We start from the raw sequence: 23857 nt of genomic DNA, 5'->3' as shown, positions 1-23857 counted from the left end.
TTAACGGCCCTGTAATTGTGCATTTACCTGATCTACCTTCGTTTGCTGAGGTAATACGGTCATACCAGGTTGCAACCTTTCAAATCCTGCTGTGATATATCGATCACCTGCGCTAATGCCGGATGAAACCATATAATTCGTTCCCGATTTACCGAGGACGGATATTCCTTTTTGGACTACTTTATTATCCTTTTCCACACCAAAAACATATATTTTATCTTGGATACTCATTGTCGACGCAATAGGAATCAATAGTACTTTGTCGTACTGTTGCTCGATTACGATCTTGCCTGTATTTCCTGCCCGCAAGGCACCTTGCTGATTATCAAATTTGGCACGGAAAGTAACCGACCCCGTCGTCTCGTTAAAACGACCTTCCACCGCATCAATACGCCCTTTATGCGGATAGACGCTACCATTAGCCACCATAAGATCGACAGGTGCAGCATGTTTCAGTTTTTCCTGTACCGAGCTACCTGCATGTTTTTCCTGAAATTGAATAAAATCAATCTCACTCATATTGAAATACACATTGATCTGCCGTGCATCCGACACGACCGTCAATGGTTCTACACTACTCATTCCGATCAAACTACCTAAGCGGTACGGAATACGCCCTAGATAGCCGCTCACTGGTGCTTTTATTGTACAGAAGTCATAGTTTATCTTAGCAGACTGTGCTGCTGCCTCGGCCTGCGCAAGTGCGGCGGCAGCAGCATCATAACTCGCTTGCGCCTGGTGCAATTGCAAATCAGATACAATCCCTTCCCGCACCATTTCCATTTTTCGATCGAGGTCAATTTTGGCTGTTTTCTGATTTGCTTTAGCGACCAATATCGCCGCTTTAGCCGTATTGTACTGTTCCATATAAACGCGGTCGTCGATTTTAAAAAGGCTCTGGCCTGCCTGCACATATGCACCTTCATCAACCAATATCTTATGGAGATATCCCGACACCTGAGGTCGGATCTCAACATCAGACACGCCTTGTATGCTTGCTGGATACTCCCTTCTACTAAGCCCTAGACCTTCCTTTACTTGTTCCACCGGCACTTCAGCAGGCGGGATTTCAGCTTGTTGCTGATTATTTCCACAGGATGAAAGGAACACTAGCATTCCCGTTACCAAGATGGACGATTGCGAAAAAAAAGTTTGCTTTACCTTCATTAAATTTTTCATGTTGTCTGCAAAAAAGCTTTTATCAGTTTTAAACCTGTCAAAGGTAGGCCAGAACAACATCGGAGAAAATGCTAAAAGATGCAATAAATTGCCTAAAAGACTCTTTATGAAGATAGTTAAGGGAAAGGTAAACTTAAACAGATGGTCACACCTCTTTAAGGGATAAATAGTAACAGTTGACAAAACCGTCAAACAAAACAAGAAACTGTATATCAATCAATTTCGTTTCAGTTGTCAATATGACGTCTATATATCAACGGAGAAAAACCCGTGTTTTTTTTAAAAAATTTGCTGAATGTAGGCTGATCCTCAAAGGACAATTCGCGCATGATTTCTTTAATATTCAACTCATTCTTCTGCAGAAGCACCTTTGCTTCTGCAATGACCTTTCCATCGATAATCTGCTTCGGCGTGAGTCCATACACGGTCTTGATAATACGAGTCAGATGTTTACGGGAGACATGCAACTGATCTGCATAATAATTCACTTCGCGCTGTATCCGAAAATCTTTAGCAACTATGCCTACAAATCGAATTGCAAGATCCTCTTTCCGTGGGGAGTTTGACACCGGAGTCTTGTACTGCTTATAACTTCTTTTGGCAAAGGTGGCTAGTTCATAAAAAAATAGTGTCACATATTTCCATATGATCTCTGTCGAATAATACTTGTCCATACCATTAACATTGATCTTGGCTAGACGTTTCAAAATATGAATAGCAGCAGCAAATATTTCCTCATCCAGCTGCATAAATTTAGAATAGCTGTCGGACAAAAATACGAGACTATCTTCAGCATCCATACGCATCTCCACTTTAGCCATACTTTCTACTGATTGCAGAATACCTATAATATGGCAATCCAATGATAGCGTCTGGAATTCAATAATATTATTGGGAAAAGTACTGATGAGACTTCCCGCTTCCAAAGTTGCAGTCTCAAAATCAACCTTCACCTGGGCTGTCCCTGCCATAACCAACATCGTCGTCACAAAGTTACCCTTACAAGGATAGTTCATACGCAGTTCCACTATTTCATTGTGCATAATCTCAAACACAAAGATATCATCGTCCAATTGCTTTTCGGCCTGCACCGCTACAATTTCTTCTAGCGTAAGCGTCGACAATGTTGCAGTCTTCATCAAATATTTATATTTAAGTAATCCCCTAAGTTACACCGTTAGCCGCTGGATCAGATCACTGGCCTCTTTAAAACTTCGAACGCTAAAACCAGCTGCCGACTCATCCGCTAGATGCGTCTCTTCTCCCCAGAGCTTCCCTTTGATCCACAGCGTTCGACATCCAAACGTATTTCCCGGAACAATATCCTTATGATAGGAATCGCCGATTACAAGAATATCGCGCTCAGGGAATTTTAAAAAATCTACTGCAAGCTGAAAAATACCGGGATCAGGTTTGCGTATGCCTACCCCAGCAGATTCTATCACCTGTTCAAAATAACCTGACAGATCAAAATCGCTCAAAACCGTTCGGAGATATTTTTTTTAGACTATTTCCCATATTTTCTCGAATAATTCTATCAGACTGATCAATAACCTATCAGTCATTGTGAAACACAATATTAAGTCTTAGACCTTAATAGTAAAATAGTCAAAAGTTAAAATGGCAAAATATGACAGATTCATTACAAACTATTTTTTAGATAACAAACTATAAGAGAGGGCAAAACTTACATCAAACCTTTTTGGTGTGTTCTATCCATTTGAACATCACCTTTCACGAATACTACAAGCTCTAAAAGAAGCTACGTGCATCTACTAATGAACCTGTAGAAAAAATCGGATCCCAATAAAAAAACGATTAGATGCGCCCTGCCTTCTTTACTTTTATAACCATCCAACATGTCGCTACTAATACACCTAACAGCAGGATCCAAGGCCATTGTTTTAAGAAGTGTGATTCCGATCGATAGTAGGTATCCAGCTGTGACTCAGCTTTAACAGTCCTGAGACTATCCTGTTGGAATACCATTTTTTCATCCTTTGCATCGGAGCTTTTTTGCTCGATATAGGTAAACTGTCCTGAGCGGCTCCACAAGCCTCTATCAGGATGAAAGAAGAATATACTGTCGCCTGTATAGTGCCAGTAGCGGTATGTGCTATCCTGTCTATTGAGCTGCATCCATGAGGTATTTGTCCTGGACACGCTTTGTGCCTTTGTGTTCATACGTAGCAGTTCGCTTTTTTCCTTTGCCGTACGGCAACTGAGAATGATGCAGAGAAGGATCGATAAAACATTGATCCTGAAGTAAATTTGTGATACCGTATTCTTTATTTCCATAATATTCATGTTTTGTTGTCTTCTATGCCAGAATTCTTAGTTCTTTTTTCATAAACAAATTGCTTTTCAATGGCATTCAAGAGCCTCTTCCAGGGTTTTGCTTGACCAAAAAGAACGAAAAAGTCAAGACTGTTTAGCCTATGTTCAGTACGGCTTCGTAAAGCTACTAAGGCGGTTTCCAAGGTCCGCCATCCCCTTGTGTCCCTTGGACTGGAAATCCTTATCCATTGCAAAATGCAAGGAAATACAACAGGCAGCTTTACGGCCTTGACCTCCATATGCTAATAGGTCGTCTTTAAAAAGTGATTATTGCACGGGTTCCTTAATTGTAAACTCTTTAGTTTTCTATAATCCCGATGTTCGGGACAGGCTTTCTTAACCTCATAACTTCACTCAACCCAATCGGCTATTGCATAAATTGACTTCAAATGTCTACGCCGGGATTCGACACGATTGTTGCTATTACCTTCTATTGTCACGAGATACTGGCCTTGTTTTTCTTTAACCAGTCCTACATGGATGATTCGTTTGACGGCCGAACCATAAATTCCGAATACATCTGCTGATCGACATTGGTCTTTCCTAATCTGTCTTGCTTTGGGAAATAACGCGGGAGACCATGGGTTACGTGGAAGATCCAATCCGGCCTGGCCATAGCTCCAAGATACGAAAGCCGCGCACCAGTCATAGCCTTTACCGAGATTGGTGTAGCGAAGATATTCCTCGACACGAGGGCCGTCGTTATTGCCCGTGGCTTCGCGGGTGCCTAGTTCTTTTGAAGCAATAACTATTATTGATTGACGAATGCTAGCAAAAAGAATCTTATCATCTTTAATCTTCATGTCTTCATCGCCAGACGGGCTCCTTCTTTTTCCCAAAAAGAAGCAAAAATCGTCGCTCGAACATTCTGACCGTACGTTAGTGCCTCCCATTGCTATTGTCAGAATCTTCACAGGCGACATTAATCCCGATTGTATGGAACTACTAGCAACAACCGAATAAGATGGCCTAGGTTGCGAAACCGTTAAAAATTTAAATGGTGATCTCGTTAAGAAAATCAAACTGTTTGAACCTAGTGAGTTTAGCTTCGCTGAGCTCCACTCCGTTACGGTTTTGCGTACTTTTTGCGGAAAAAAGCACGAGCCACTCGCGGCTTGAGCGAGAAGATTAATACCTGTAAAGTGTTTAGATCTCTCTATTCCGCTATGCTCCAATCGAGATGACGGGTGGGAGTGTGCGGAAAAAACTAAAACACTACTACCATCGCCATTAACACTGCATACAGCAGTAAAAAGAAAACCGAGAAATAAAGAATAGATTGTTGCCATGATGTTAGTTGGTTAAAATGTTGACTAAACTGTTTACGAAAATATTTAAAGGGATGCCATAGTAGCTCCTGTAACCATATACTGATATAAATTGCCAGCCAACCTACGAGCAGTCCAAAGACCGCAACGGTAAATATCCCGAAATCGAGTATGCCTATAGCGGGATCGAGCAGCTGCAATACGGTAGAGACCATAACCCAAGCGATGACCAAAAATAAAAAGCCGAAGAATAGCTTTTGCTTGAGTGTTAGTTCCTCTGACCAGCCCTGGGCCAGCCATGAGGGATTGATTGTTATTGTTTGCATGATATTTTGTTTATAGGGTTGAGAAGGTTATGAAGGTTATGACTGTTATAAGGTTATAAAGGGACGGAGTCTAGCTCCGCCCCTGTTTTTACGGCTTAATTACGGATTCATGTCTTCACCATATGCCTTTTGCACCGTCGTAATTTTCTTTGGTGTATCGAGCATCGTGATGTTAAACTTTGCATTTACATAATCAACATTTGCCGCTGTGGCTGTATAGGTCCACTCTGAATTGGAACTATCGGTAGGTATTGCCAATCCTGATTCTACGGGTGTGTTACTTTGATCCAGAATCTCCACACTGACTTCTGTTACCTTCATGATATCTTTAATATTAATATTTATGATATCTCCGATTTCTCCTTTGTAGGCCCGATCGTCCAATCTGCGTACTTCGGGATCGTTAAAGTGATCCTTAAACGCGACATTGTACGCACTTTGATTGATGTTTGCCTTCGCGGCATATGCCTCTTTTAATAAGGGATCGAGCATTGCACGCTTTGCATATTGCGATGCATCGTAAAATCTAATCTGCACCGCTTTTTGCTTTTCGGTCGCGATGCGGCCGGTTACTTTACGCGGTGTCTTCGCGATGATCGTCTGATCACCTTTTTGACGAAACACTAGGTTTCTTCCGATTTTTCCTGATGCTCCCTGCATCACTACGTTGTCTCTTGACTTTGCCATTTCTGTTAAATTTAATTTTATTAAAAAATCTGTTTGTGTAATGCTGTTCCGGGGCGCCTTCCGTCATCGATTACATGACAAAGGTTTAAACAAAAACCTATAAAACAATGGCTACCAAACCCTTGCGAAGGATTAGGAAGGAATAAGATGAATTAGGAAGAAAAAGGAAGTGCATCCGATTATGAAAAATAGTGCGTTGGACCGGATATAACTAAAAAATCCCTAAAGCTGTCTTGTTGCTTTGTTGTTTGCTTCTTGTCTGTTTGTTGTGTATAAGCCGTATATAGATAGTCTCGTCGAAGTCTAATCGTTGGGTCTAGCTAGGCCTGTCCTTGTATCTACCTTGGGTTCTTCTTGTGTGAAGCTAGGCTTATCCTAGGGTCGCGCTTGGGTTGGGCTAGGCTGATCGTTGTGTGTTGCTTAGAAGTTTATTGGGTCGCGCTTGGGGCAAGCCCTAATAAGGCGTACCGAAGTACGCCATCTCTAGCATCTTGTTGTACCGGTGTCTTCTTTGTCACCCACCGCGCTCATTCTTTTTCATTACTTCAAGAATTTCATCGGCAAGATAATAGTCCTTGGTGTCCAGTTCGTAAGTGCGAAAAAGTTTTTTGATACGGTAGAACTTGGTGTCGGCCACTTTGAAGATTTCTTTTAGGTCGGCATTGTCCATTATGGTGCTCTTTAACCTTTCTTTGTCCGTAGGCTTCAATACGGCGATTAACATCGTGATGAGTTTGTTTTGATTTTTGTTTAGTTTGATGTGCTTTTTCTGTTGTTGAATCAGTACGTGTAATAATTGTTCCATAGGGTAAGATATTATGTGCTTCTATCCCACCAGCTGATGTATATTGTCACCCTTTCTGCAAGCTATATTCCATCATTGTAAAAACTAATAATATACATTCCAAACTCCATTCGCGAAGCGATTTATCAAATTGGTTAACGGTTTATTTAGTGCGATTATTTTTTCAATGCTGTCGTCTTGTATGCAGATAGCTTGATCAGCATTTTTTCCAGCAGATGTTTGACGTCTTTTAGGGTACGTTCATCCAGTTGGCTGTATTTTTTACGAATGCTTTCATAGGATAGTGACTCCTGATATGTGGTACGGAAATTAGCCCTTAAAAAGTAGAAATAGGGTTTCAGCTGCTTTTCGGACAGCAGCTCCATATCACGCGCCAGCCTTAGAAATAGCAACACCTGACGACTTGTGAGCCCCATGGTACACTTACCAGAGGCGTGCGTCAAAAGCTGATCAAAGTGATTGAGCCATTGCCTGTAAAACTGGAGCTGATCTTTAAAAAAAGCTTCATAGGCCTCAGACTTAAGTAATGAAAGATCTATAGCCTCCTGCATGCCAGCGCGTACGGTGATCTCTTGAAATAACTGCTGCAAAAACTGTTCAAACTGCGCCGAAAATTCTAAGATCTCCTTATTAAAATGCGCTAACCTGGTCTTCTGTTCCTCTTGCGGAATATCATGCCCCTGCAAATGAAGGAAAGCGCTCCATAGCTCCTGATAGGATTTTTGTAAGGTACCATTTTCCATATCATATGTTTTTTAATTCTTTTCCAACAAATACTTCTCTCACCTTCTTCCTGTATGTGGGCCCTATGGGTATTGTTGTTCCCGATGAATTACGAAGCTTGATGATGCCATTCGTATAATCAATATCGCGGATGTTTTTAAAAGCTACCATAAACCCTTTGTGCACCCTAATAAAGTTTTTGGCCGGAAGTAGCTTTTCGAACAATCCTAACCCGTAGCAAACTTCGTCCTTACCATCGGTATGGGTTATTATACAATTGTCGCCACTGGACTCTATACATTCCATATCTATCAGTTCGATACTTATATGTTTGCCATCCGTCTTTTTAAGCATTATATTTTGATGCAGATCCAGCGGAACCACCCTGTTGGCATAATCTTCCTTTGTTTTCGTAGCTCTTATCTCCCATACCCTTTCGATGGCAGTTGCAAATTTCTCTTCTTGTATGGGTTTAAAGAGGTAGAATGCCACGCCTAACATAAAGAGCTTCTCCCCATAGAGCTGGTCTGCTGAGCAACAGATAATTTCAGCGCGTCCGCGTAGCTGTTCTATTAAATCAATGCCGTGAACATGCGGCATATGGAGGTCTAAAAAGACCAATTCAATGCGGTGCTTTTCGACAAGGTCGACAACCTGACGGGCATCCGTCGTTGTATCCGTGCATACCAGATCGTGGCGTCTATTAATTAAATCTTTCATGGCGTCTACCGCCATCTGTTCATCATCTGCCACCAAACATTTTAATCGCTTCATATGTCTATAATTTGTTTTTTATCTGTCATATGGAATATCTAAACTTTATTGTTTCTGCTCTATGATCAGTTTAACATGGTACTTGTTCCGTTCCGTCTTTGAAGCCTCAAAGCTATATCTCTCCCCGTAGACAAAATCAAGGCGGGTGCGCATTATCTTATGCCCCAACCCCATTGATGGTCTATCCTGCTTTGATTGATCTATGGTATTGGTACATTGGAATACAATCTGATCTTCCGTTATGTCTAGTCTAATCTTAATGGGATTGTACGAATCGGTATACAGCCCATACTTAAATGCATTCTCAACTAACGTAATCAAGGTCGTCGGTACCATTTTGTGGTGTGAGGCCTTGCCGGTAATCTCGAAATCTACAAAGCATTCTGTAAACCGGCTGCGTTCTAAGGCCAAATAAAGCTGCAAAGCATTTATTTCTTTATAGAGCAATACCTGCTTTGTACCCTCATTGGATGCTGAAAGCTGGTAGGTGACTAAAGTCGCTGTCTGTCCGATATGTTCGGCGACGTCGGGTAAAACCTGCGCCGCCCGCTGCTTTAAGTTGGTCAATACATTCATCAAGAAATGTGGATTGTTCTGTAAGGTTCTAAAAGCAAACTCCATTTCCTTGGCTTCTATTTCTTTGGCATGCCGCAAGCGGGCTTCCTCTTCTCTAAGCCTTGCATTAATCGTGGCCTTGATGTGAAATACCAACACAGCAGCCATTGTCCACGCCCCAATATATTTGTTCAACATATTCCAATAATAAGTTTCCGTTTCATTCGAATGGATATCCTCTTTGAGATCGATCCACACCCCGCCCATGAAATGGATGGATTCGGTCATCAACAGGTAAAGTAGGATCACCAAGAGCACAGATTTCCAGATCCATTTTTTCATCATGACCAAGTACAGAATTAAAATACATCCGTTGAACGCCAGAAAAAACAAGCCGCAGGCTACTAATTGGTCTATGAATGTTTTCTCGGGTCTTACATGATGATTGATCAAGAGTACTAGTAAAAAGTATATCGGCCAACCCCATAATTGTATTTTGGCGTTTTCTTCCAAGAAGATTTTACTTTGCATAGGTAGCAACTTAAGTTTATCTTCCCAAAATACAAATTAAGTTGCATTTATCGAATTACAGTATGATCCGTATACCATTGCTGCGCTAAAGTTTCAAATTCCGCTTTGCTTATCGAAAAACATTTCATGTCCTTTTTTCGCAACACATAACAGTAATCCCCCATTTTAAAAATACCATACTTCGCTGAATCTTTAAAAGAGTCTGATTCCTGTGTATACCATACGCCCAATGCTAATTTCTCGTCGCCTCGCAGTACATGAATATGGCTCCATAGTGTCCATTGCTCGGGCGATCGGATGACGAAAGTTGCAAACCAACCAAAGAGTTTATTGAGGACTGCTGTAGCAAAGATCCTCCGATCCGTATTGGCTATTGAAAACATGGTAGGCAAAGTCTCTAACTGCACGGATTTGTTCTTTCTATGCGCTATCATTGGATATATCGGTAGCTGCAAGGTATGTGCGAGCTGGGCCACTCCGCGACCTACTGCGATATTCTGACCTAGAAACGATATGCTTTCTAAGGATGGGCTATCCTTGCCGACCACAGTCTCGAGTCCATCGGCAAATATGAGGATTTGAAATCCTTGCTTCGGCAAGCTATATAACTGGCGTAGAGCGGCGGGGCTATTGGCATCGAGTAGTACAAAACGACCTTCGGCACGTGCCTCTTCGAGCGCTTCGAGAAGTACCGCGTTACGCGTGGTCCAATCGTCCTTGACCGTTGCGGCGACCAGCAGGGCAAACGGGATTTTGGCTTTGACCATTAGATAGCAGATCAGTTGATAAGCCCCAAAATGAAAGGAAGCAATGATACCGGGCTGCACTATGAGTCGCTTTCTAAAATCGTTCCATCCCTGAATACGCCAAGGATATGTGCCTGCAAACAGCGTTACGTCCATTGCATTGAGCCATTGCTGCGTGCGTGCCCGACTAAAAATTTTCTTCTGTGTATTCAACTTCAACATAGGTAGAAAATGGCTTAAATTGGCGCTCATGAAAGTAAAGGTGCTTATCGTGTCGATATCCCATTTTATATTGTCGGACTCTAAATTGGTCTGGATGCGCTGTAGCTCCGCCCAATAATGGTGTTGTGGATCCATAATTTTAAATAAAAAAGTAAGGTTTAAGCAAATGCCGTGGGCGTAAAGAACGCCCCCACGGCAAATGCCTTCTATCTGTTATAGCAAATCCAACCCAGGCAATATGACATCACAGGGACTAGGTCGCCTTCCATTCTGAAAAATAGGTGTATTAATACCGGGTACCGGGTGCGCTTTGCGTCGTAAAGCCGATGCCAATACTTTTTTTGCAGGTTGTGTCTGCACAGCAATTTTGAGTGTTGTGTTCATAATATTGTTGTTTAGTAAAACCATACAAGGGGGCGCCCTACTTGTCTATGTATATCCAAACGTAAGCAGGTCTCTTCACAAATAAGAAAAAAACGATAGATAGGCCCTGACCAGGGATGAACGCGTTGATTGTGGCGATGAAAATTATTGTCACCCCCTGTTACGCTTAAAATCCTTAGCTAAATGATGCTAACGAAAGCAATCTCAAAACCAGATTCTATGATGTCACCCCTGTCTCTTGACAGGTATGGTACAAACCCTTTCTTTAGCCGATTTATTAATGCCACTCGTAAACCAACCAATTGATGAAAAAGACATTACATTACGAATTATCGGATTACTTTGGTGCGGCGGTAGCATCCAAGGCACTAAACCATCCACGCCCCAGGCTTTCGATCCGGCATGCAGACTGCTCCTATTTTGTAAATGGTGAAGCCGAAGCTATCGAGCAGGAGTTTGACGGCCACTATGGCTATCTGTATAGTCATGACCTCTGGCTAGAAGAACCCGTTTCATTTACCATACAGGTCGATATGGCCGACCTGCATGTACTCTACCTCATGGACGGACAGGAGGAAATCTATCTACTGGATGCCTTACAACATCCTATCTGCACGATAGCACCGGGGCGTGCCCGCTATCTGTATCTACCCGAGGAACGTTATTACCTGTCGGTACCGGAGAGCTACACCCAGCTATTTGGATTTTACTTTGACGGGCAGCTGTTCCGACAGGGCAACGAGCGGCCGTTTCGATTTCTGCATGCACTGATTGAGGCCTACCGAAGGGAAGCGACCGAACCCCAGTACAGCATCGATTTTCGGGTCGGGCCGCGGACAAAAGCGCGGATCCAATATCTACTGACCCATCTGGAGAGTGGGCAGCTCAATACCGAGCGGTTTGTATTGGACGGGCTGACGGAGCTGCTGCTGATCTCCAGGGATAAAGTGCTGGAAGAATACGAGATGAGCAGTGCAGGCAAACTGGTTGCAGAGAAAGTGCAGAAACTCCTCCAGCAATATGTAGCGCAAGAGGGGCAGGAATTCAGACTGAGCCAACTTGGCGAAGATCTACAACTGAGCATGTCGTATATCAAGCGCGCCTTTCTTGCGCAGTACAAGCAGTCGCTAAGCAGTTACAAGAATGATCTCTTATTGGAAAAATCGAAGCTGTTGCTTGCGCTTGGGACAAGCATCAGCGCGGTAGCTTATGACTGTGGTTACAATTCGCTAGGGGCTTTCTGCCATTTTTTCAAAAAGCAAACGGGTATCACGGCACAAGCCTATATACAAGGATTAGATGCTGACGAGGGGCTAACTAATCCATCGGCAGGTAGCTAGCCAAGCCACTCCGTGAGCAATGCCTGGACTACCTTTGGTCTATAATCTTCAAGGTGAAGGTTAAAGGGAATTTATTTTATAACAGATGTTATGACAAAAAACAAAACAGTGAAGACATTACTATTCACTTTAATGATGACTTTCATTGCCGTCGGCACGATTGCAATTGCGAAAGAAGTAATGAAAAAGGAAACCGTTAAGATAGAGGCTCCGGCAGCTACCGAAACACTCTATTTTGTAGGGACAAATCCACTAAATCCGGATCATTACAGTCCAAATCCGGACCCGAACAAGCCTTGTGGATTACCTCAGCAGACGATCTGCCAGATCGAGGCACCCGTAGATGCACTGGGCAGACCTATCATGACTGCTCCTGCGGGAAGCTCTACTGTGGGAGAAGAGATCCAGGAATCTCTGGCTTCATTAACGGATCCAGAAGCAGAAGAGCCTATTCTAAACACTACGGTTAAGGATTTTAGGCCAAATTAAAAAAAATGGACTGCCCGTATTCTTTATACATAGTATGCTGGCAGTCCATTAAACAAACAAACGAACTACCGCGGATTTTGCTCGTAATGCCCCATCTCTGTCGCTAAGTAAGGAATTAAGAACACATACCTAAGGCTATTAGGTTCCAGGGTATAAACCTTTAATTCCCCATCTATTTCCATCTCTCTATGGATTGTTGTCTCTAGACTCTTCGTTCTATTCAGACGTCTCAAATCCTGCCATCTCAATCCCCTACAGACCAATTGCTTCCTCCGTTCTTCAAGTGTCCTACGCAACAGGATATCGCTATCCAATATGGTCAAACTGTTAAAATAATCGGAATTATAACGATGCTGCAAAAGGGTATTTAAATACCTTAGTCCAGTCGGGGTATCCTCACGTCTTGCTGCACATTCGGCCTTGATCAGGTACATTTCATCCATGCCAATCCCTCCAAAATAGTCAGCCAGCTTGCCATGGTAATAACCGCGAAACTTCATCCCCTCTGCCCCAGCTGTGTAGTATAGATTCTTCCGCAGGTCATGCTCTTCATATAGGCTATACAAAGCAGGGTCTATGTAGGTATTTGGATTGTATATAAATTCTCCGGTCGATGCTGCCCGACCATAATATATCAACTCTATATTATCCGCTAATACAAATGGGTATAATCCGACACCACTGACCGTGTTATAATCCCAAAGCTCATCTTTCCGTTTCAACAGCTTATCTACCATTTCTTCGGCGGCAACAAAATCTTCTACAGTCAGATATGCGCGCGCCAACGCTCCATAACAGGCCAATTTTGCGGGCCTCGTGATGTATTCGGATTCTTCGGGCAGCAGTTCCAATGCCCGGTTGAGGTCTCCGAAGATCTGCCTATACGTTTCTTTCAAACTTGAGCGCCCAATCTTCACTTCGGACGACGAATCCATGCGCAACACTATGCCTAAGCCTTCGCCGGTATCGTGTATCGAAAAATGTGGGCAATAGATCTGTGCCAGATGAAAGAACATCCATCCCCGTAAGAACAACGCCTCTCCTTCGAGTTGATTCCGTAAACGCTGGTCACCACCTTTGATACGCTCTAATGCTTCCAATACGACATTTGCCAGGCTGATGGCTTTATAAGATGTAGTCCAACCGGCATCTATCCCCTGATCTTCCCAAATATAAATATCCTGAATCCGTTGCGTCATCTGTGCATATCCCTTATAGGTCATATAAAACTCGTCTGATGCCATAGCCAGCGTACTGGGGTATACATCATTAACGGCATTTTCATTATCCAGAATAGCCCGCAAATCCTTCAGTGTACTGGGATGCGCAAGGGTATTATCAGGTTTGGCATCCAGAAAATTTGCACAACTATATAGCCATACAGACAACCCAAGAACGGGTATTAATTTTATTATACTCTTCATTTCACCAGCTTTTAAAGATTAATATTTAAACCGACAGAATACCGTCTAGCAGATGGCAAATCGTAATAATCAGGATCCAACCCAAATCGATTAGCTCTCCAAAGGATACCGAGATTGTTTGCCTTTATATAGAAATTCACCTGTACCTGCTGACGAAACAGCCGTGCTTTTGCGGTATAGTCCAGACCAATGTCCTGTAGTCGCAAGAGTGCCCCGTCTAGAATATGAGGAGATGAATTACTATAAAACAGATCGCGATTTGTGCTGATGGGATATTCTAATGATGGAACATCGGTATGAAGCTCATCGCCAGACTTCTGCCAGCGTCTACTGTAGTCCTGATGGCCGATCCACGAGTTGAAAAGATCTTGATAATTGATCGTACTTTTTTGAAAGTAGTGCCCAAATTTGTAGGAAAGTAAGAATGAAAATCTTATTTTTTTCCAACTGATCTCCTGCATGAATGATCCATAATAAGGCGGTAGTGCGGTACCATGATATGCTAGATTCTGAATACTATCTTTGATCAAACTGCTATACTGCTTTGTTACTTCCCCATTCAGGTATCCTTGAGGATCCCCATTGGTAGGGTCAAGACCTGCGAACTTGTAGGAGAATACCGGATATATTTCCTTATCCAGCACTGGGTTGATCGACCGTCCTGCACGCTGCACATAGTTCTGCCCGTTAAAATTTGTCCCATAGAACTTTTTGACGACTGTGCGGCTGTACGAAAAGTTGGCACTGCTTCTACCTGACACATTACCTAGTGTATAACTACTGGTGAGTTTAACATCTATTCCTCTTCCTCTTAGTTCGGCCACATTGCGGGTAATAGTTGAATACCCCGTAGTAATATCCATTCTGTCATTGGACAGAAGATCGGTAGATTTCTTATCATAGGCCTCTATAGAGCCATTCAGCACATTGTTCCAAAGGCCAAAGTCTATCCCCATATTGATCGTCCGGACATCCTCCCATCGCAGCGTAGGATTAGATAGCACTCGGATTAGCGCTCTTGGTAACTGGGTGATAGCGGATGCTGCAGCAGTGGTATGTGCTATTATTGGCAGCGTATTCGCTACTCCTCCCGAATTGCCGCTGTGCCCATAAGTAGCCCTTGCACGTAGGTTTGTCAGCCATAGTTCGTTATGCAAAAAGGGCTCTTTGCTTAAGGTCCAGCTTGCTCCCGCAGACCATAGCGGATTCCATTTGTCATTGGTCTTGACTCCGAACAGGTTGGATGCATCTTTTCGTGCCGAAAAGCTGAAGCCGTAACGTTCTTTGTAGGTGTAGCCCATATTTCCGTAGAAGGAGACCATACGTCTCAAATACAGCGATTGGCCACCACTGTTTGGAATTCGGCTGTTGCCAGCCAGCCCATCGTATATGGGATAGGCATTGACCAGATCGACTACCTGGCTGGTCATCAGGTCTTCGTCGTATCCATAGACCGAAAAACCTTTACCCTTCGTATTATTTGCGAATACCTCAGCGCCTAATAGTCCCACCACCTCGTGATTGTCAAAAAGTGTCCTGCGGTAATTCGCCTGTGCCCGTAAGGAATGGCTTTGCATGTCAGTTATTGTCGAGTTTCTGATGGCCCCCATCGGCATAATATGCTTTACCTGAGCTCCATTTACTTGGGTAAATCGGTTAATCAGATTGCGGGTATAGAATGAATCTTTCCGGTAGAGCATTTCGGAATCACTGGACTCGTTCTCCATATTGTAATGCAGATTAAGCGCCAACCCTTCCAAGGGTCTGTAATCCATTAGAAACTGTGCATTGATATGCCTTCTGGCCACAGAAGACAACGAATTACCTATCTCATTTGCAGGATAGTACCCCCAATCCAACAAAGGCCTATCCGTAAGCCCCATTATATACTCCAGATTATAGCTATTTGCGATCGGTAGCGCATTACCGCTCCCATCACGAAAACGAGCATAAGGATATAGTGAAATCTTTCCCCCGCCTATGATATAACTATGGCTCATCAGATCGGCATAAGCCTCGCTATTGCCCTCATTAAAGGCTAGCCTAGCTTCCGCAGACAGTTTGGGATGAATATTTAACCCTGTAACGGTGCGTATATTGATCCTGTCATTTTTCATTCCCAACTTATCCCCTAGCTTTCTATCATAACCGATGGTGATGCGATTGGACATCCTCGATGAGCGGTTGCTGAAAGCAAGAAAATGCTGCTGTTCTATAGGTGCGCGGTAGAAGATATCCATCATTTCGCGGCGATAATCCGTAACGCGGGATTGCGCTACAAAACGGTCCACATCGGAGTGATCGACAGTTCCTACCTTCTCCTGGTACAGCATGTCTACATAAGGTGAGAATACCGTATTATTCCTGATTCGATCATTGCCGAAATAGGCGGCGTCATAATGCTTATTATTAAACAAAAACTGTTCGACCTCCATAAAATCCGAGGCCGACATATGGGGATAGTACATAAGATTTGGCTTGGCTGGGGAGTTCAGCGTCGAGCTGTATTCCAATGCTGCTTTATCAGCGCTTACGGCCTTCTTGGTCGTGATAACAATCACGCCATTGCCCGCCCGTGCACCCCATATCGACGAAGCCGCCGCATCCTTGAGAATAGTCACAGACTCTACATCATTTGGATTGATGTTGTTGATATCGCCTTGATAAGGGAAGTTATCTACGACAATAAGCGGTCCTGTCATGAACTGTGACAAGGTATTGATCCCCCGGATATTGATCTCGGCACTCCCACTACCTTTACGATTATCAAACTGTAAGCCCGGTACCAGTCCTTCTATACGCTCCAGCACATTGCTCCCTGTACGTGTATTGAACATTTTATTGTCGATATGCTCAAAACTGCCTGTCGAACGCTCTTTAGGAATGAACTGATACCCTGTACTGACCACTTCTACAGCATCGATCTGTGTCTTTGTGGAATACATGACCACACGGATGCTATTATCTGCTCCATCAAATCGCCTTGTCATCTGTTGGTAACCTATATGGCGAAAGACCAGGGTGCCGCGTGTTGAATTTGACAGAATCTCAAACTCACCTTGTTCATTGGTCTTGGCGAGCGACCCGTTATTGTCGGTATGGATCGATACACCTTCCAGACCGTTATCAAGCGTATCTACTACTTTTCCGCGCAGTATCGTTTGTGCATGTGCGCTGATACCGATCAGCACACATACTATAAATAGAAATATCTTCATAGTTATTTCTTTAAAAGGAAAGGTGGTACATATTCCCGATCCAAAAGATTACGGAAGGTATGAGTCTGCAAAACACCACTTTCATTAATCCAGAAATAGCTGGGAAAACAGTAATAAGAAAACATATTTTCCAAATAGGTGTCTTCAATAATGGAGATTAAACCGTGCATTCCAGCTTTTGCGAATCGTCCATTATTAATGTGCTTAACTAGCACATCATACTTCTCGCGAGTTTTCTTACTGTTGACCATAACCACAGCCAATTCATTAGGATACATTGCTTTAAAATGTTCGATTTCTTTTTGATGCAAAAGACAAGGTGCACATCCTGAAGACCAAAAATCCAATACTAACATTTTACCTTTATGTTCTTCTAGTGTACCGCGTATGGTATCGCCATTGATAAAAAACAGGTGTTCTTTCGCCCAGAATTCATCGGGTATACGCTGTCCGATGCGTAATGGCTGCACCTCATTAAGGCCTTTGTCCTCCTGCCCGAAAGCAGGAGAAACCAAAGACCAACTAAACAACACACAGAATATTATTAAACATGCTTTAGGCCATAGGCTGTAAGCAATATGCTTTATTACGTAGGCGCAGATTTGCACTTTAGGCAGTTCTTTTCCAGCCCCATTAAAATTCTTCATTTTTGGATTCATTATGTGTGACCTAATGAGGGCGGGTCAGAGCGTTACTTCTATCAATAACCAACCGTACCTAATCCTCGATCAGGCCACACATTTTTAAATAAAAAAAGTAAACTGATAAAGTCGTTTAGTGCAGAATTGGTTTATATAGGAATTTAGCGTTTTATAATTGGCACTCGACTCATAAAGCCACGAATAATGACTTCTATCCCTTTAGTACTAAGGAGGCTTAATAATGTTTTTTGCTCTTTGTTTTCTCATAACTTGTTTATGTTATGAGTCCCTAGGGGGTTAGAAGTTTACTATAGCGAGCTCCTATCCACCGTACAACAAGGTTCCGACGCCTTACAGAAACGGATTTACAATAGGAAGCCCATGAGCTATAGCTTGCACCAAAGGTACAAAAATATCTACACGGGCATTTTCCTACTGTCTCGTTCTGTTTCAAATTGTCGGAATTTGTTGTCGAGACTCTATTTAGTCAAATGCCTTGATTTTTATAAAAATCATTTCATAAAACAAACATAAACAAATATTTGCATTAATACAAATTTATTTCCATTCATCAGAGTACATTACCAATACCGAGATTAATGCCATTATGAGAAAACCGGTAAAAATTTCATCCATAGATCTATATATAATTAATACTGTCAGGGCCATTAGGAAAATTTTAAACATTAGTCAGCGGGAAGTGTCAAAAGCCATCAATAATTTAACGGACAATAATATATTGGGACCGATAGAGAGTCAGTACCATAAAGAAACCTATAACGATGAACAGCTGAATAAAATTGCTGACTATTACTCAAAAAAATCAAACAGAAATTATACTTTAAAAGATTTCTACCCCAAATCAGCCTTAAAGGAAGAGTTAGTTGACAAACTAATTATCTAATTCTTTAACTAACTTTGGTTAGAAGTTATGACTAAGCTAAAAGTATTTCAAATATCCCTTCCCGTCTATTCTGTGGATAAAGCCCTTATGTTTCGAAAATATCGAAAGAAAATTGGCTATTCTGCATATGAGTGTTCGTTCCTCATTGGAAAACACGATTTTTTTATACGAGATATAGAAAGCTTATTAGAAAAGTCTTGGTTTTCAACCGAGGATACAAACTATGTTTTATTAATATTTGAGGACGAGTTAGAGAATCTTTTTCCGACAATTGCTCACAATAACAACTATTCGGTAGTAGTAAAAAAATCTATAGGATTAAAGAGAAAGTTATTACTTGAAATAGATATGGAAATTTTAGGGATATCAGATTCCCATCGAAAATATTCAATTCAAGAAGAGGAAAAACATGTTGAATTACCTACTAGTCTTGAATTAGAAGACGAACAGACTTTGCGGGATTTTATTTTCACCCTATATCGTGAAGGCTTTTTCAATAATACAAAAACTGCACTAGAAATATTCGATGTATGTCGGGAAGAGGAAAATTTCGGGCGAAACTTTCATCCTCGCTACATGATTCGAGCCCTCGATTATTATACGAATAGGAAGTCAGGAAATCCTATTCTAAATAACAGCCGTACTAACTTATTTTCAAGAAGATTATTCTTTAAACCTGTGGACTTTGAAATCTCGGAATCATCAGGTCCTATTTCTAAAGTAGCAATTGATAAGGGTTTCCCCTCCTTTAGAAAAGCAGCAGAATGGGTTTCCAAACTAGATTATAGGCGTAATATTGATAAAGATAATGTACTATGTCTTTTTGAGGAACAATGTGGCACCTGCAGTACAAAACATGTATTATTGAAACGTCTAGCTGATGAAAATGGCAATGAAGAACTTCAATTGATGCTTGGTATATTCGCTATGAATGCTAAGAATACACCAGCCATAAAAGACACTCTTAAAAAATATAAGCTCAAATACATCCCGGAAGCTCATAATTACCTTCGGGCTTATAATTATATTTTAGACTGTACTGGTATTGGCATTAATGAAACCAAATTTGAACTTGACATAATTCAAGAGCTCGAAATCCAACCCGATCAGATTACCGACTTTAAGGTCAAGTACCACAAGGATTTTGTGGACAATTGGATTGAAGAGAATAAAATCTCCTACTCGCTCGATGAGTTGTGGAAGATACGAGAAGAGTGTATAAAAACGATTGTACTATCTAGGCTCGAGCTTAAAACAGAACGATTAATGCTTCGTCCGTTCAGAAAAGAAGACGGTGCAGCTATGTATGAATTGAATGACGACCCAGAAGTGTTGCAGTATACAGGCGATATACAGTTTGTCGATATGACAGCTACCGAGTGCTTTTTGGAAAATTACACTCAATATGAAGAATACGGTGTAGGCCGCATGATTGTGGTATTAAAATCGACGGGGGAAATCTTAGGATGGTGCGGATTGAAATATCATCCGGAGGAGGATGAGTATGACATCGGCTACCGCTTCTATAAAAGGCATTGGGGAAAAGGCTACGCTACAGAAAGCGCTAAAGCGATCATGGCGGATGGATTCGCCAGAATAGGCATGAAACAGATCTTAGGCAGGGCTCGCGTAGAGAATACCGCTTCTATCCACGTGTTCGACAAGTTAGGCATGGAATTCGTCAAAGACTACATGGAAGATGATTGCAAATGGGTATTGTATCAAATTAAGCAGCCCTCGCGGGACGCAAGGGCTACCTTTTTTTAAACCAATTATAAACCGCTAGCGCGGAGCCTTTTATGAATATATAAATATAACACTGTATACCACTATAATACAACACATAAGCAAGCACTCGCATCGCCGTAAAGGGAGCTGATAAAACAGCAATAGCCACCCAGTCGTACCGGATGGCTATCTTAATATGTTATTATATCGATGTATTCTAGCTAAAGCTTTTCGATCTCTTCAACGGTAAGCCCGGTACCTTTGGCGATATCGGCTAGAGGTAGCCCCATTTTTTTGAATTCTAGAGCTATTTCACGTTTCTCAGCTAATTTCTCAGCCTCAGCTTTCGCTCGTTCTTCAAGCTGAACCTTTTCTCTTTCCTGTCTTTTGATGGTCTCTATTACACCCATTTGAATTGTGCCTCCTGTCACTTGATAAATGTATTTGTCAAAGTTACTATTTAAATCCTTATCTCGTATAAAAAGAAAACTCTTTAAAAAAACTAAAAAGCTCATTATACGGTCTTTACTATATTTATTGGTCTCGATAAGCGCTCGAGCTATTGTACTACGCTCTTCGGCCAGTTCCTCTTCAGGCAGCTTGTTTTCATCCAAAGCTTTCTGACATGCCAATACAATATACGCAAATATATTGTCCATCGCAAGGAGCTCGGACTCCTGATGATCAAATATCTGATAGCTTAAGTAGCGAAACTCGAACGAAGTGCGGAATACTTTGTACCGGTATTCGTCGGACCGCCGCTGGCTACGACTACCAGTAAAAACAACAATAGTCTCTACAGGAACGCGATAACGATCCAGTATACGGTAGTGGTACTCAAATATACGGTGCGAGAACCGGTCGTCGCTACCGCCCTCGATCTCGGTATGGACCAAAATCCATTTCTCTCTACCGTCCTTCAAGAATACCTTCACTAAAAGATCAGCGATACGCTTGCCTTTCTTACGATCGCGGTCCGGAATAATCTCCAACAGCTCTTTGTCCATAAAAGTCAATCCTCGATCCAGATCGAAGATATCCTCTGCTTCTGCATACATAAAACGTAAAAAATCAGGAAAATTATCCTCGAAGATCGCTTTCAGAAGTTCATCGTTCTTCTTAGCAGGTTTTAATCGTTGTCCTGTATTCATAATTCTCTCTATTGGTTAATCACATAAAGATACAAATGCAAAATCATTAAAACTAAAATAATTAGCAAAAAAAATCAAAGATGGCAAACAGCAATTTAAATGATGGAAGAGAATTTACCGAAAGAAAAAACTAAACCATGAAAAGAGAGAATCTAAATAAATCCCCCTTAAAAGCGCCCTAATACGGGAAACAAACTAATTTTCGAAAAATAAACAAAAAACGATTGGACAGATCGGAATTTCTTCAGAAAACAAATAGATTTAACAAAATATTCGGAAGTATAATTTTCTGATTGCGATCTTGGATAGGCTACTTACATTTGTGTCAGAATATAAAGTCTGTAATTTTTTTAGTTGGTCATTTTTATTCAAAACTGGCCAACTTTATTTACTTTATGTTTCGAACAGTTTATTCAATTCGGGTTATTTTTGTTTAATTTAAAGCGTCTAAGGCGATTTGCTTAAGACGCTTTATACTGTATATTAGTGAAGCTAAGAATATCTGATTTTATTATTCATTATGGTTTTTAACGTTTAAAATCACTCCCCGTACTTCTAAGAAACGTGTTCATTGAAGTGTCCCTAAAGACGAATTTGAAAAGTGCAAGCTCCTACAAGGATGGTATTATGGCTTTTACAGTTTTACTCTTCTGGAGATTTTTTTTGGTGCCCATACCGTAATTTCTGATTACTGTGTATTTTCTATTTCGTTTTTTTAAAGCTTCCTTTTTGTTTGGTAACTCTTCCCAAACCATCAGTTAAAACCAACTGTAGGGAGTAATCACCAGCAGGGGCTTCTTTAATATCTACATGTTCGTGAAAATGTGCGGTTATCCGATCTTTCAGACTACTGCCTTGAAAATCATAGCTGCCCTTCCAGCCTGCCCCTTCAATATAAACATGCACTTTATTGATTTTCTTAGCAGCAGAAAGATCAGCGGCAAGATGGAGATCGTCCTGTCTGGCATTGAGCCCAATATCTAGGTCTGATATCCATGGAAAAGATGTATCTATACTTAGATCTATATCCACTATATCCTGAATGATGGATCCATCCGGTAGTTTTGCAAAAAGTCCGACTTTGTATTTGCCCGTATTAGCTGTGTCTGGGACCTCTATATTGGTTTCAACACTGTAAGGACTATGCGACAATAATAGATGAGACGGCACAGGCTTTAAATATGACCAATTGCCTCCATCGACTTGTTTGATCTGTATCCAGACGGAATCAGGTCTATCTTTACTGTTAATGTCTACTCGCAATGGTATTTGTTGACCGACAAAGAAGTGCATTTTCTCATTGTCCTTATTCCACTTCCATACAATATCTTGTTTCTGAGGACTGCAGCTGTTTAAAACCATCAAGAGTAGTGGAAAAATAAATTTTATCTGTATTTTCATTTCTAACTGACTTTGTCTATACTAATTATTAACAGTTCATTAAGGTACTCGTCCACCCTCAGTCCATCTATATCCTTTCCGATAAATACAAAGGTGTTTTGACGGGTTTCGTTTTCTTCCCAAACTCCTCCATAATCTACATCGATTCGAGATCCAACGGACTGAACAAATATTTTTCTTCTTTCTTCGCTCTTAAAAGCAATTCCTTTCATCCGATATATTTTATCTTGATGACTGGCTACAAGTCTGCTTAAGAAAAAGTAGAGGTGTATAAAATTAAACTCTTGGTCAAAAACATAGGTTTTGACAGTGATATCTTTATGTACCTTACCTACTGTATCTGAAATCAAGGGCACACTTTCAGCCTGACCAGTTGCTCTATTTACTAAGAAAAAAAAAGACTTCTGGGCGATATATCTGACTTTTTCAATTTCGTCAAAAGGAAATACACCTTTTGCCCGTTCTAGGAAAACTGAAGCCAATGGGTTAAGTTTTGCCAAGTTTTTTTTTAAGGACAGCACATAGTCAGGATGTACATACTCCGTCTTGTTGATCAAAATGACATCTGCTGCCGTGATCTGTCTCAGGACCTCGTCCCTTTCCTGTAATTGATCTTCTATCAATTCGGCATCCACCAGACAAACTGTTCTCTTTAATGGGAAAATTCTCTTAAAGACAGGATGGACTGTAAAGGGTTCTATGATCGTAGCAGGCAAGGCCAAGCCGGTACATTCAACAACCAATTCATCAAAATCTGAAGCCCTTTGGTTCAATTGATCAAGAGCGGCATAAAGATCACTATTGAGCGTGCAGCATAAACAGCCGTCCTGCAGTTCTATCAGTAGATCCTGATCCTGGTGAAGGATCTGACCGTCTACGTTAACCTGTCCTATTTCATTCTCAATGATAGCATACCGTTTGTCAGGGTTAGCAACCCTAAGCGCATTCAGATAAGTTGTCTTGCCTGCCCCCAGAAATCCTATAAGAACCGTTACTGGACGTATTGCCTGTTCCTGCATATTAT

23 protein-coding genes are annotated in these 23857 nt (G+C 41.6%); 4 read left to right on the top strand and 19 right to left on the bottom strand.

Translation table 11 applies throughout. The annotated features are described in order from the left end of the window. From JKG64_RS00455 to JKG64_RS00395, 13 genes are all read right to left on the bottom strand, one after another. Nucleotides 1–1179 carry an efflux RND transporter periplasmic adaptor subunit gene (locus JKG64_RS00455; protein ID WP_210352372.1) on the bottom strand — a complete coding sequence of 393 codons (1179 nt, stop codon included), beginning with the start codon at nucleotides 1177–1179 and terminating at the stop codon, nucleotides 1–3. Between the two features lie 227 nt (nucleotides 1180–1406). Continuing rightward, nucleotides 1407–2318, bottom strand: coding sequence for a helix-turn-helix domain-containing protein (locus tag JKG64_RS00450; RefSeq protein WP_210352371.1), 912 nt, complete (start codon nucleotides 2316–2318; stop codon nucleotides 1407–1409). Between the two features lie 30 nt (nucleotides 2319–2348). Next, entirely contained in the window at nucleotides 2349–2660 is a 312-nt protein-coding gene (locus JKG64_RS00445; protein ID WP_210352370.1) for an HAD family hydrolase, read from the bottom strand. A gap of 337 nt (nucleotides 2661–2997) precedes the next feature. Next, on the bottom strand, nucleotides 2998–3477 hold the full coding sequence (locus tag JKG64_RS00440) for a hypothetical protein (protein WP_210352369.1): 480 nt from the start codon (nucleotides 3475–3477) through the stop codon (nucleotides 2998–3000). A gap of 389 nt (nucleotides 3478–3866) precedes the next feature. Then, entirely contained in the window at nucleotides 3867–4805 is a 939-nt protein-coding gene (locus JKG64_RS22970; RefSeq protein ID WP_246512444.1) for a hypothetical protein, read from the bottom strand. Continuing rightward, nucleotides 4724–5110 (bottom strand): hypothetical protein, encoded by a 387-nt coding sequence (locus tag JKG64_RS00430; protein ID WP_210352368.1) that lies wholly within the window; start codon nucleotides 5108–5110, stop codon nucleotides 4724–4726. Before JKG64_RS00430 ends, JKG64_RS22970 begins: the two co-directional genes overlap by 82 nt. Before the next feature lie 99 nt (nucleotides 5111–5209). Further along, nucleotides 5210–5797: a hypothetical protein gene (locus JKG64_RS00425; RefSeq protein ID WP_133584402.1), complete on the bottom strand. Its 588-nt coding sequence runs from the start codon at nucleotides 5795–5797 to the stop codon at nucleotides 5210–5212. Between the two features lie 514 nt (nucleotides 5798–6311). Then, a complete protein-coding gene (locus tag JKG64_RS00420) occupies nucleotides 6312–6602 on the bottom strand; it encodes a hypothetical protein (protein ID WP_133584401.1) in 291 nt (96 codons plus the stop codon). Between the two features lie 155 nt (nucleotides 6603–6757). Beyond that, nucleotides 6758–7345 (bottom strand): hypothetical protein, encoded by a 588-nt coding sequence (locus JKG64_RS00415; RefSeq protein ID WP_133584400.1) that lies wholly within the window; start codon nucleotides 7343–7345, stop codon nucleotides 6758–6760. Nucleotide 7346: 1 nt separating this feature from the next. Further along, complete coding sequence (locus JKG64_RS00410; protein WP_133584399.1) at nucleotides 7347–8099, bottom strand: LytR/AlgR family response regulator transcription factor; 753 nt, start codon at nucleotides 8097–8099, stop codon at nucleotides 7347–7349. A gap of 45 nt (nucleotides 8100–8144) precedes the next feature. Next, nucleotides 8145–9185 carry a sensor histidine kinase gene (locus tag JKG64_RS00405; protein WP_133584398.1) on the bottom strand — a complete coding sequence of 347 codons (1041 nt, stop codon included), beginning with the start codon at nucleotides 9183–9185 and terminating at the stop codon, nucleotides 8145–8147. 47 nt (nucleotides 9186–9232) lie between these two features. Beyond that, nucleotides 9233–10288 carry a lysophospholipid acyltransferase family protein gene (locus tag JKG64_RS00400; protein ID WP_133584397.1) on the bottom strand — a complete coding sequence of 352 codons (1056 nt, stop codon included), beginning with the start codon at nucleotides 10286–10288 and terminating at the stop codon, nucleotides 9233–9235. 78 nt (nucleotides 10289–10366) lie between these two features. Next, nucleotides 10367–10537, bottom strand: a complete 171-nt coding sequence (locus JKG64_RS00395) for a hypothetical protein (RefSeq protein ID WP_210352367.1) — start codon at nucleotides 10535–10537, stop codon at nucleotides 10367–10369. Nucleotides 10538–10842: 305 nt separating this feature from the next. Between JKG64_RS00395 and JKG64_RS00390 the strand changes: the two genes are divergently transcribed. Beyond that, nucleotides 10843–11877 carry a helix-turn-helix domain-containing protein gene (locus tag JKG64_RS00390; protein WP_133584396.1) on the top strand — a complete coding sequence of 345 codons (1035 nt, stop codon included), beginning with the start codon at nucleotides 10843–10845 and terminating at the stop codon, nucleotides 11875–11877. Between the two features lie 90 nt (nucleotides 11878–11967). Beyond that, nucleotides 11968–12366, top strand: coding sequence for a hypothetical protein (locus tag JKG64_RS00385; protein WP_133584395.1), 399 nt, complete (start codon nucleotides 11968–11970; stop codon nucleotides 12364–12366). Nucleotides 12367–12431: 65 nt separating this feature from the next. Here JKG64_RS00385 and JKG64_RS00380 read toward each other — a convergent pair whose 3' ends face one another. Genes JKG64_RS00380 through JKG64_RS00370 form a run of 3 tightly spaced genes read right to left on the bottom strand, consistent with a single transcriptional unit; the run spans nucleotide 12432 to nucleotide 17655 of the window. Continuing rightward, complete coding sequence (locus JKG64_RS00380; RefSeq protein ID WP_133584394.1) at nucleotides 12432–13790, bottom strand: RagB/SusD family nutrient uptake outer membrane protein; 1359 nt, start codon at nucleotides 13788–13790, stop codon at nucleotides 12432–12434. A gap of 11 nt (nucleotides 13791–13801) precedes the next feature. Further along, entirely contained in the window at nucleotides 13802–17008 is a 3207-nt protein-coding gene (locus tag JKG64_RS00375) for a SusC/RagA family TonB-linked outer membrane protein (protein WP_133584393.1), read from the bottom strand. A 2-nt stretch (nucleotides 17009–17010) separates the two neighbouring features. After that, a complete protein-coding gene (locus tag JKG64_RS00370; RefSeq protein WP_133584392.1) occupies nucleotides 17011–17655 on the bottom strand; it encodes a TlpA family protein disulfide reductase in 645 nt (214 codons plus the stop codon). A gap of 694 nt (nucleotides 17656–18349) precedes the next feature. Here JKG64_RS00370 and JKG64_RS00365 point away from each other — a divergent pair. Continuing rightward, nucleotides 18350–18553 (top strand): hypothetical protein, encoded by a 204-nt coding sequence (locus JKG64_RS00365; protein ID WP_210352366.1) that lies wholly within the window; start codon nucleotides 18350–18352, stop codon nucleotides 18551–18553. Between the two features lie 27 nt (nucleotides 18554–18580). Then, nucleotides 18581–20320 (top strand): GNAT family N-acetyltransferase, encoded by a 1740-nt coding sequence (locus JKG64_RS00360; RefSeq protein ID WP_133584391.1) that lies wholly within the window; start codon nucleotides 18581–18583, stop codon nucleotides 20318–20320. 182 nt (nucleotides 20321–20502) lie between these two features. Here JKG64_RS00360 and JKG64_RS00355 read toward each other — a convergent pair whose 3' ends face one another. The 3 genes from JKG64_RS00355 to JKG64_RS00345 all read right to left on the bottom strand — a co-directional run bounded on the left by JKG64_RS00355 (nucleotide 20503) and on the right by JKG64_RS00345 (nucleotide 23852). Next, nucleotides 20503–21432: an RpnC/YadD family protein gene (locus JKG64_RS00355; RefSeq protein ID WP_133584390.1), complete on the bottom strand. Its 930-nt coding sequence runs from the start codon at nucleotides 21430–21432 to the stop codon at nucleotides 20503–20505. A 702-nt stretch (nucleotides 21433–22134) separates the two neighbouring features. Then, the gene (locus JKG64_RS00350) at nucleotides 22135–22833 is read right to left on the bottom strand and encodes a hypothetical protein (RefSeq protein WP_133584389.1); all 699 of its coding nucleotides are present in this window, start codon (nucleotides 22831–22833) and stop codon (nucleotides 22135–22137) included. 2 nt (nucleotides 22834–22835) lie between these two features. Next, nucleotides 22836–23852 carry a CobW family GTP-binding protein gene (locus JKG64_RS00345; RefSeq protein ID WP_133584388.1) on the bottom strand — a complete coding sequence of 339 codons (1017 nt, stop codon included), beginning with the start codon at nucleotides 23850–23852 and terminating at the stop codon, nucleotides 22836–22838. Between the last annotated feature and the right edge of the window lie 5 nt (nucleotides 23853–23857).

Source organism: Sphingobacterium tabacisoli, from assembly GCF_017908035.1.
Classification (GTDB): domain Bacteria; phylum Bacteroidota; class Bacteroidia; order Sphingobacteriales; family Sphingobacteriaceae; genus Sphingobacterium; species Sphingobacterium tabacisoli.
This window is presented reverse-complemented; position numbering and strand designations above follow the sequence as displayed.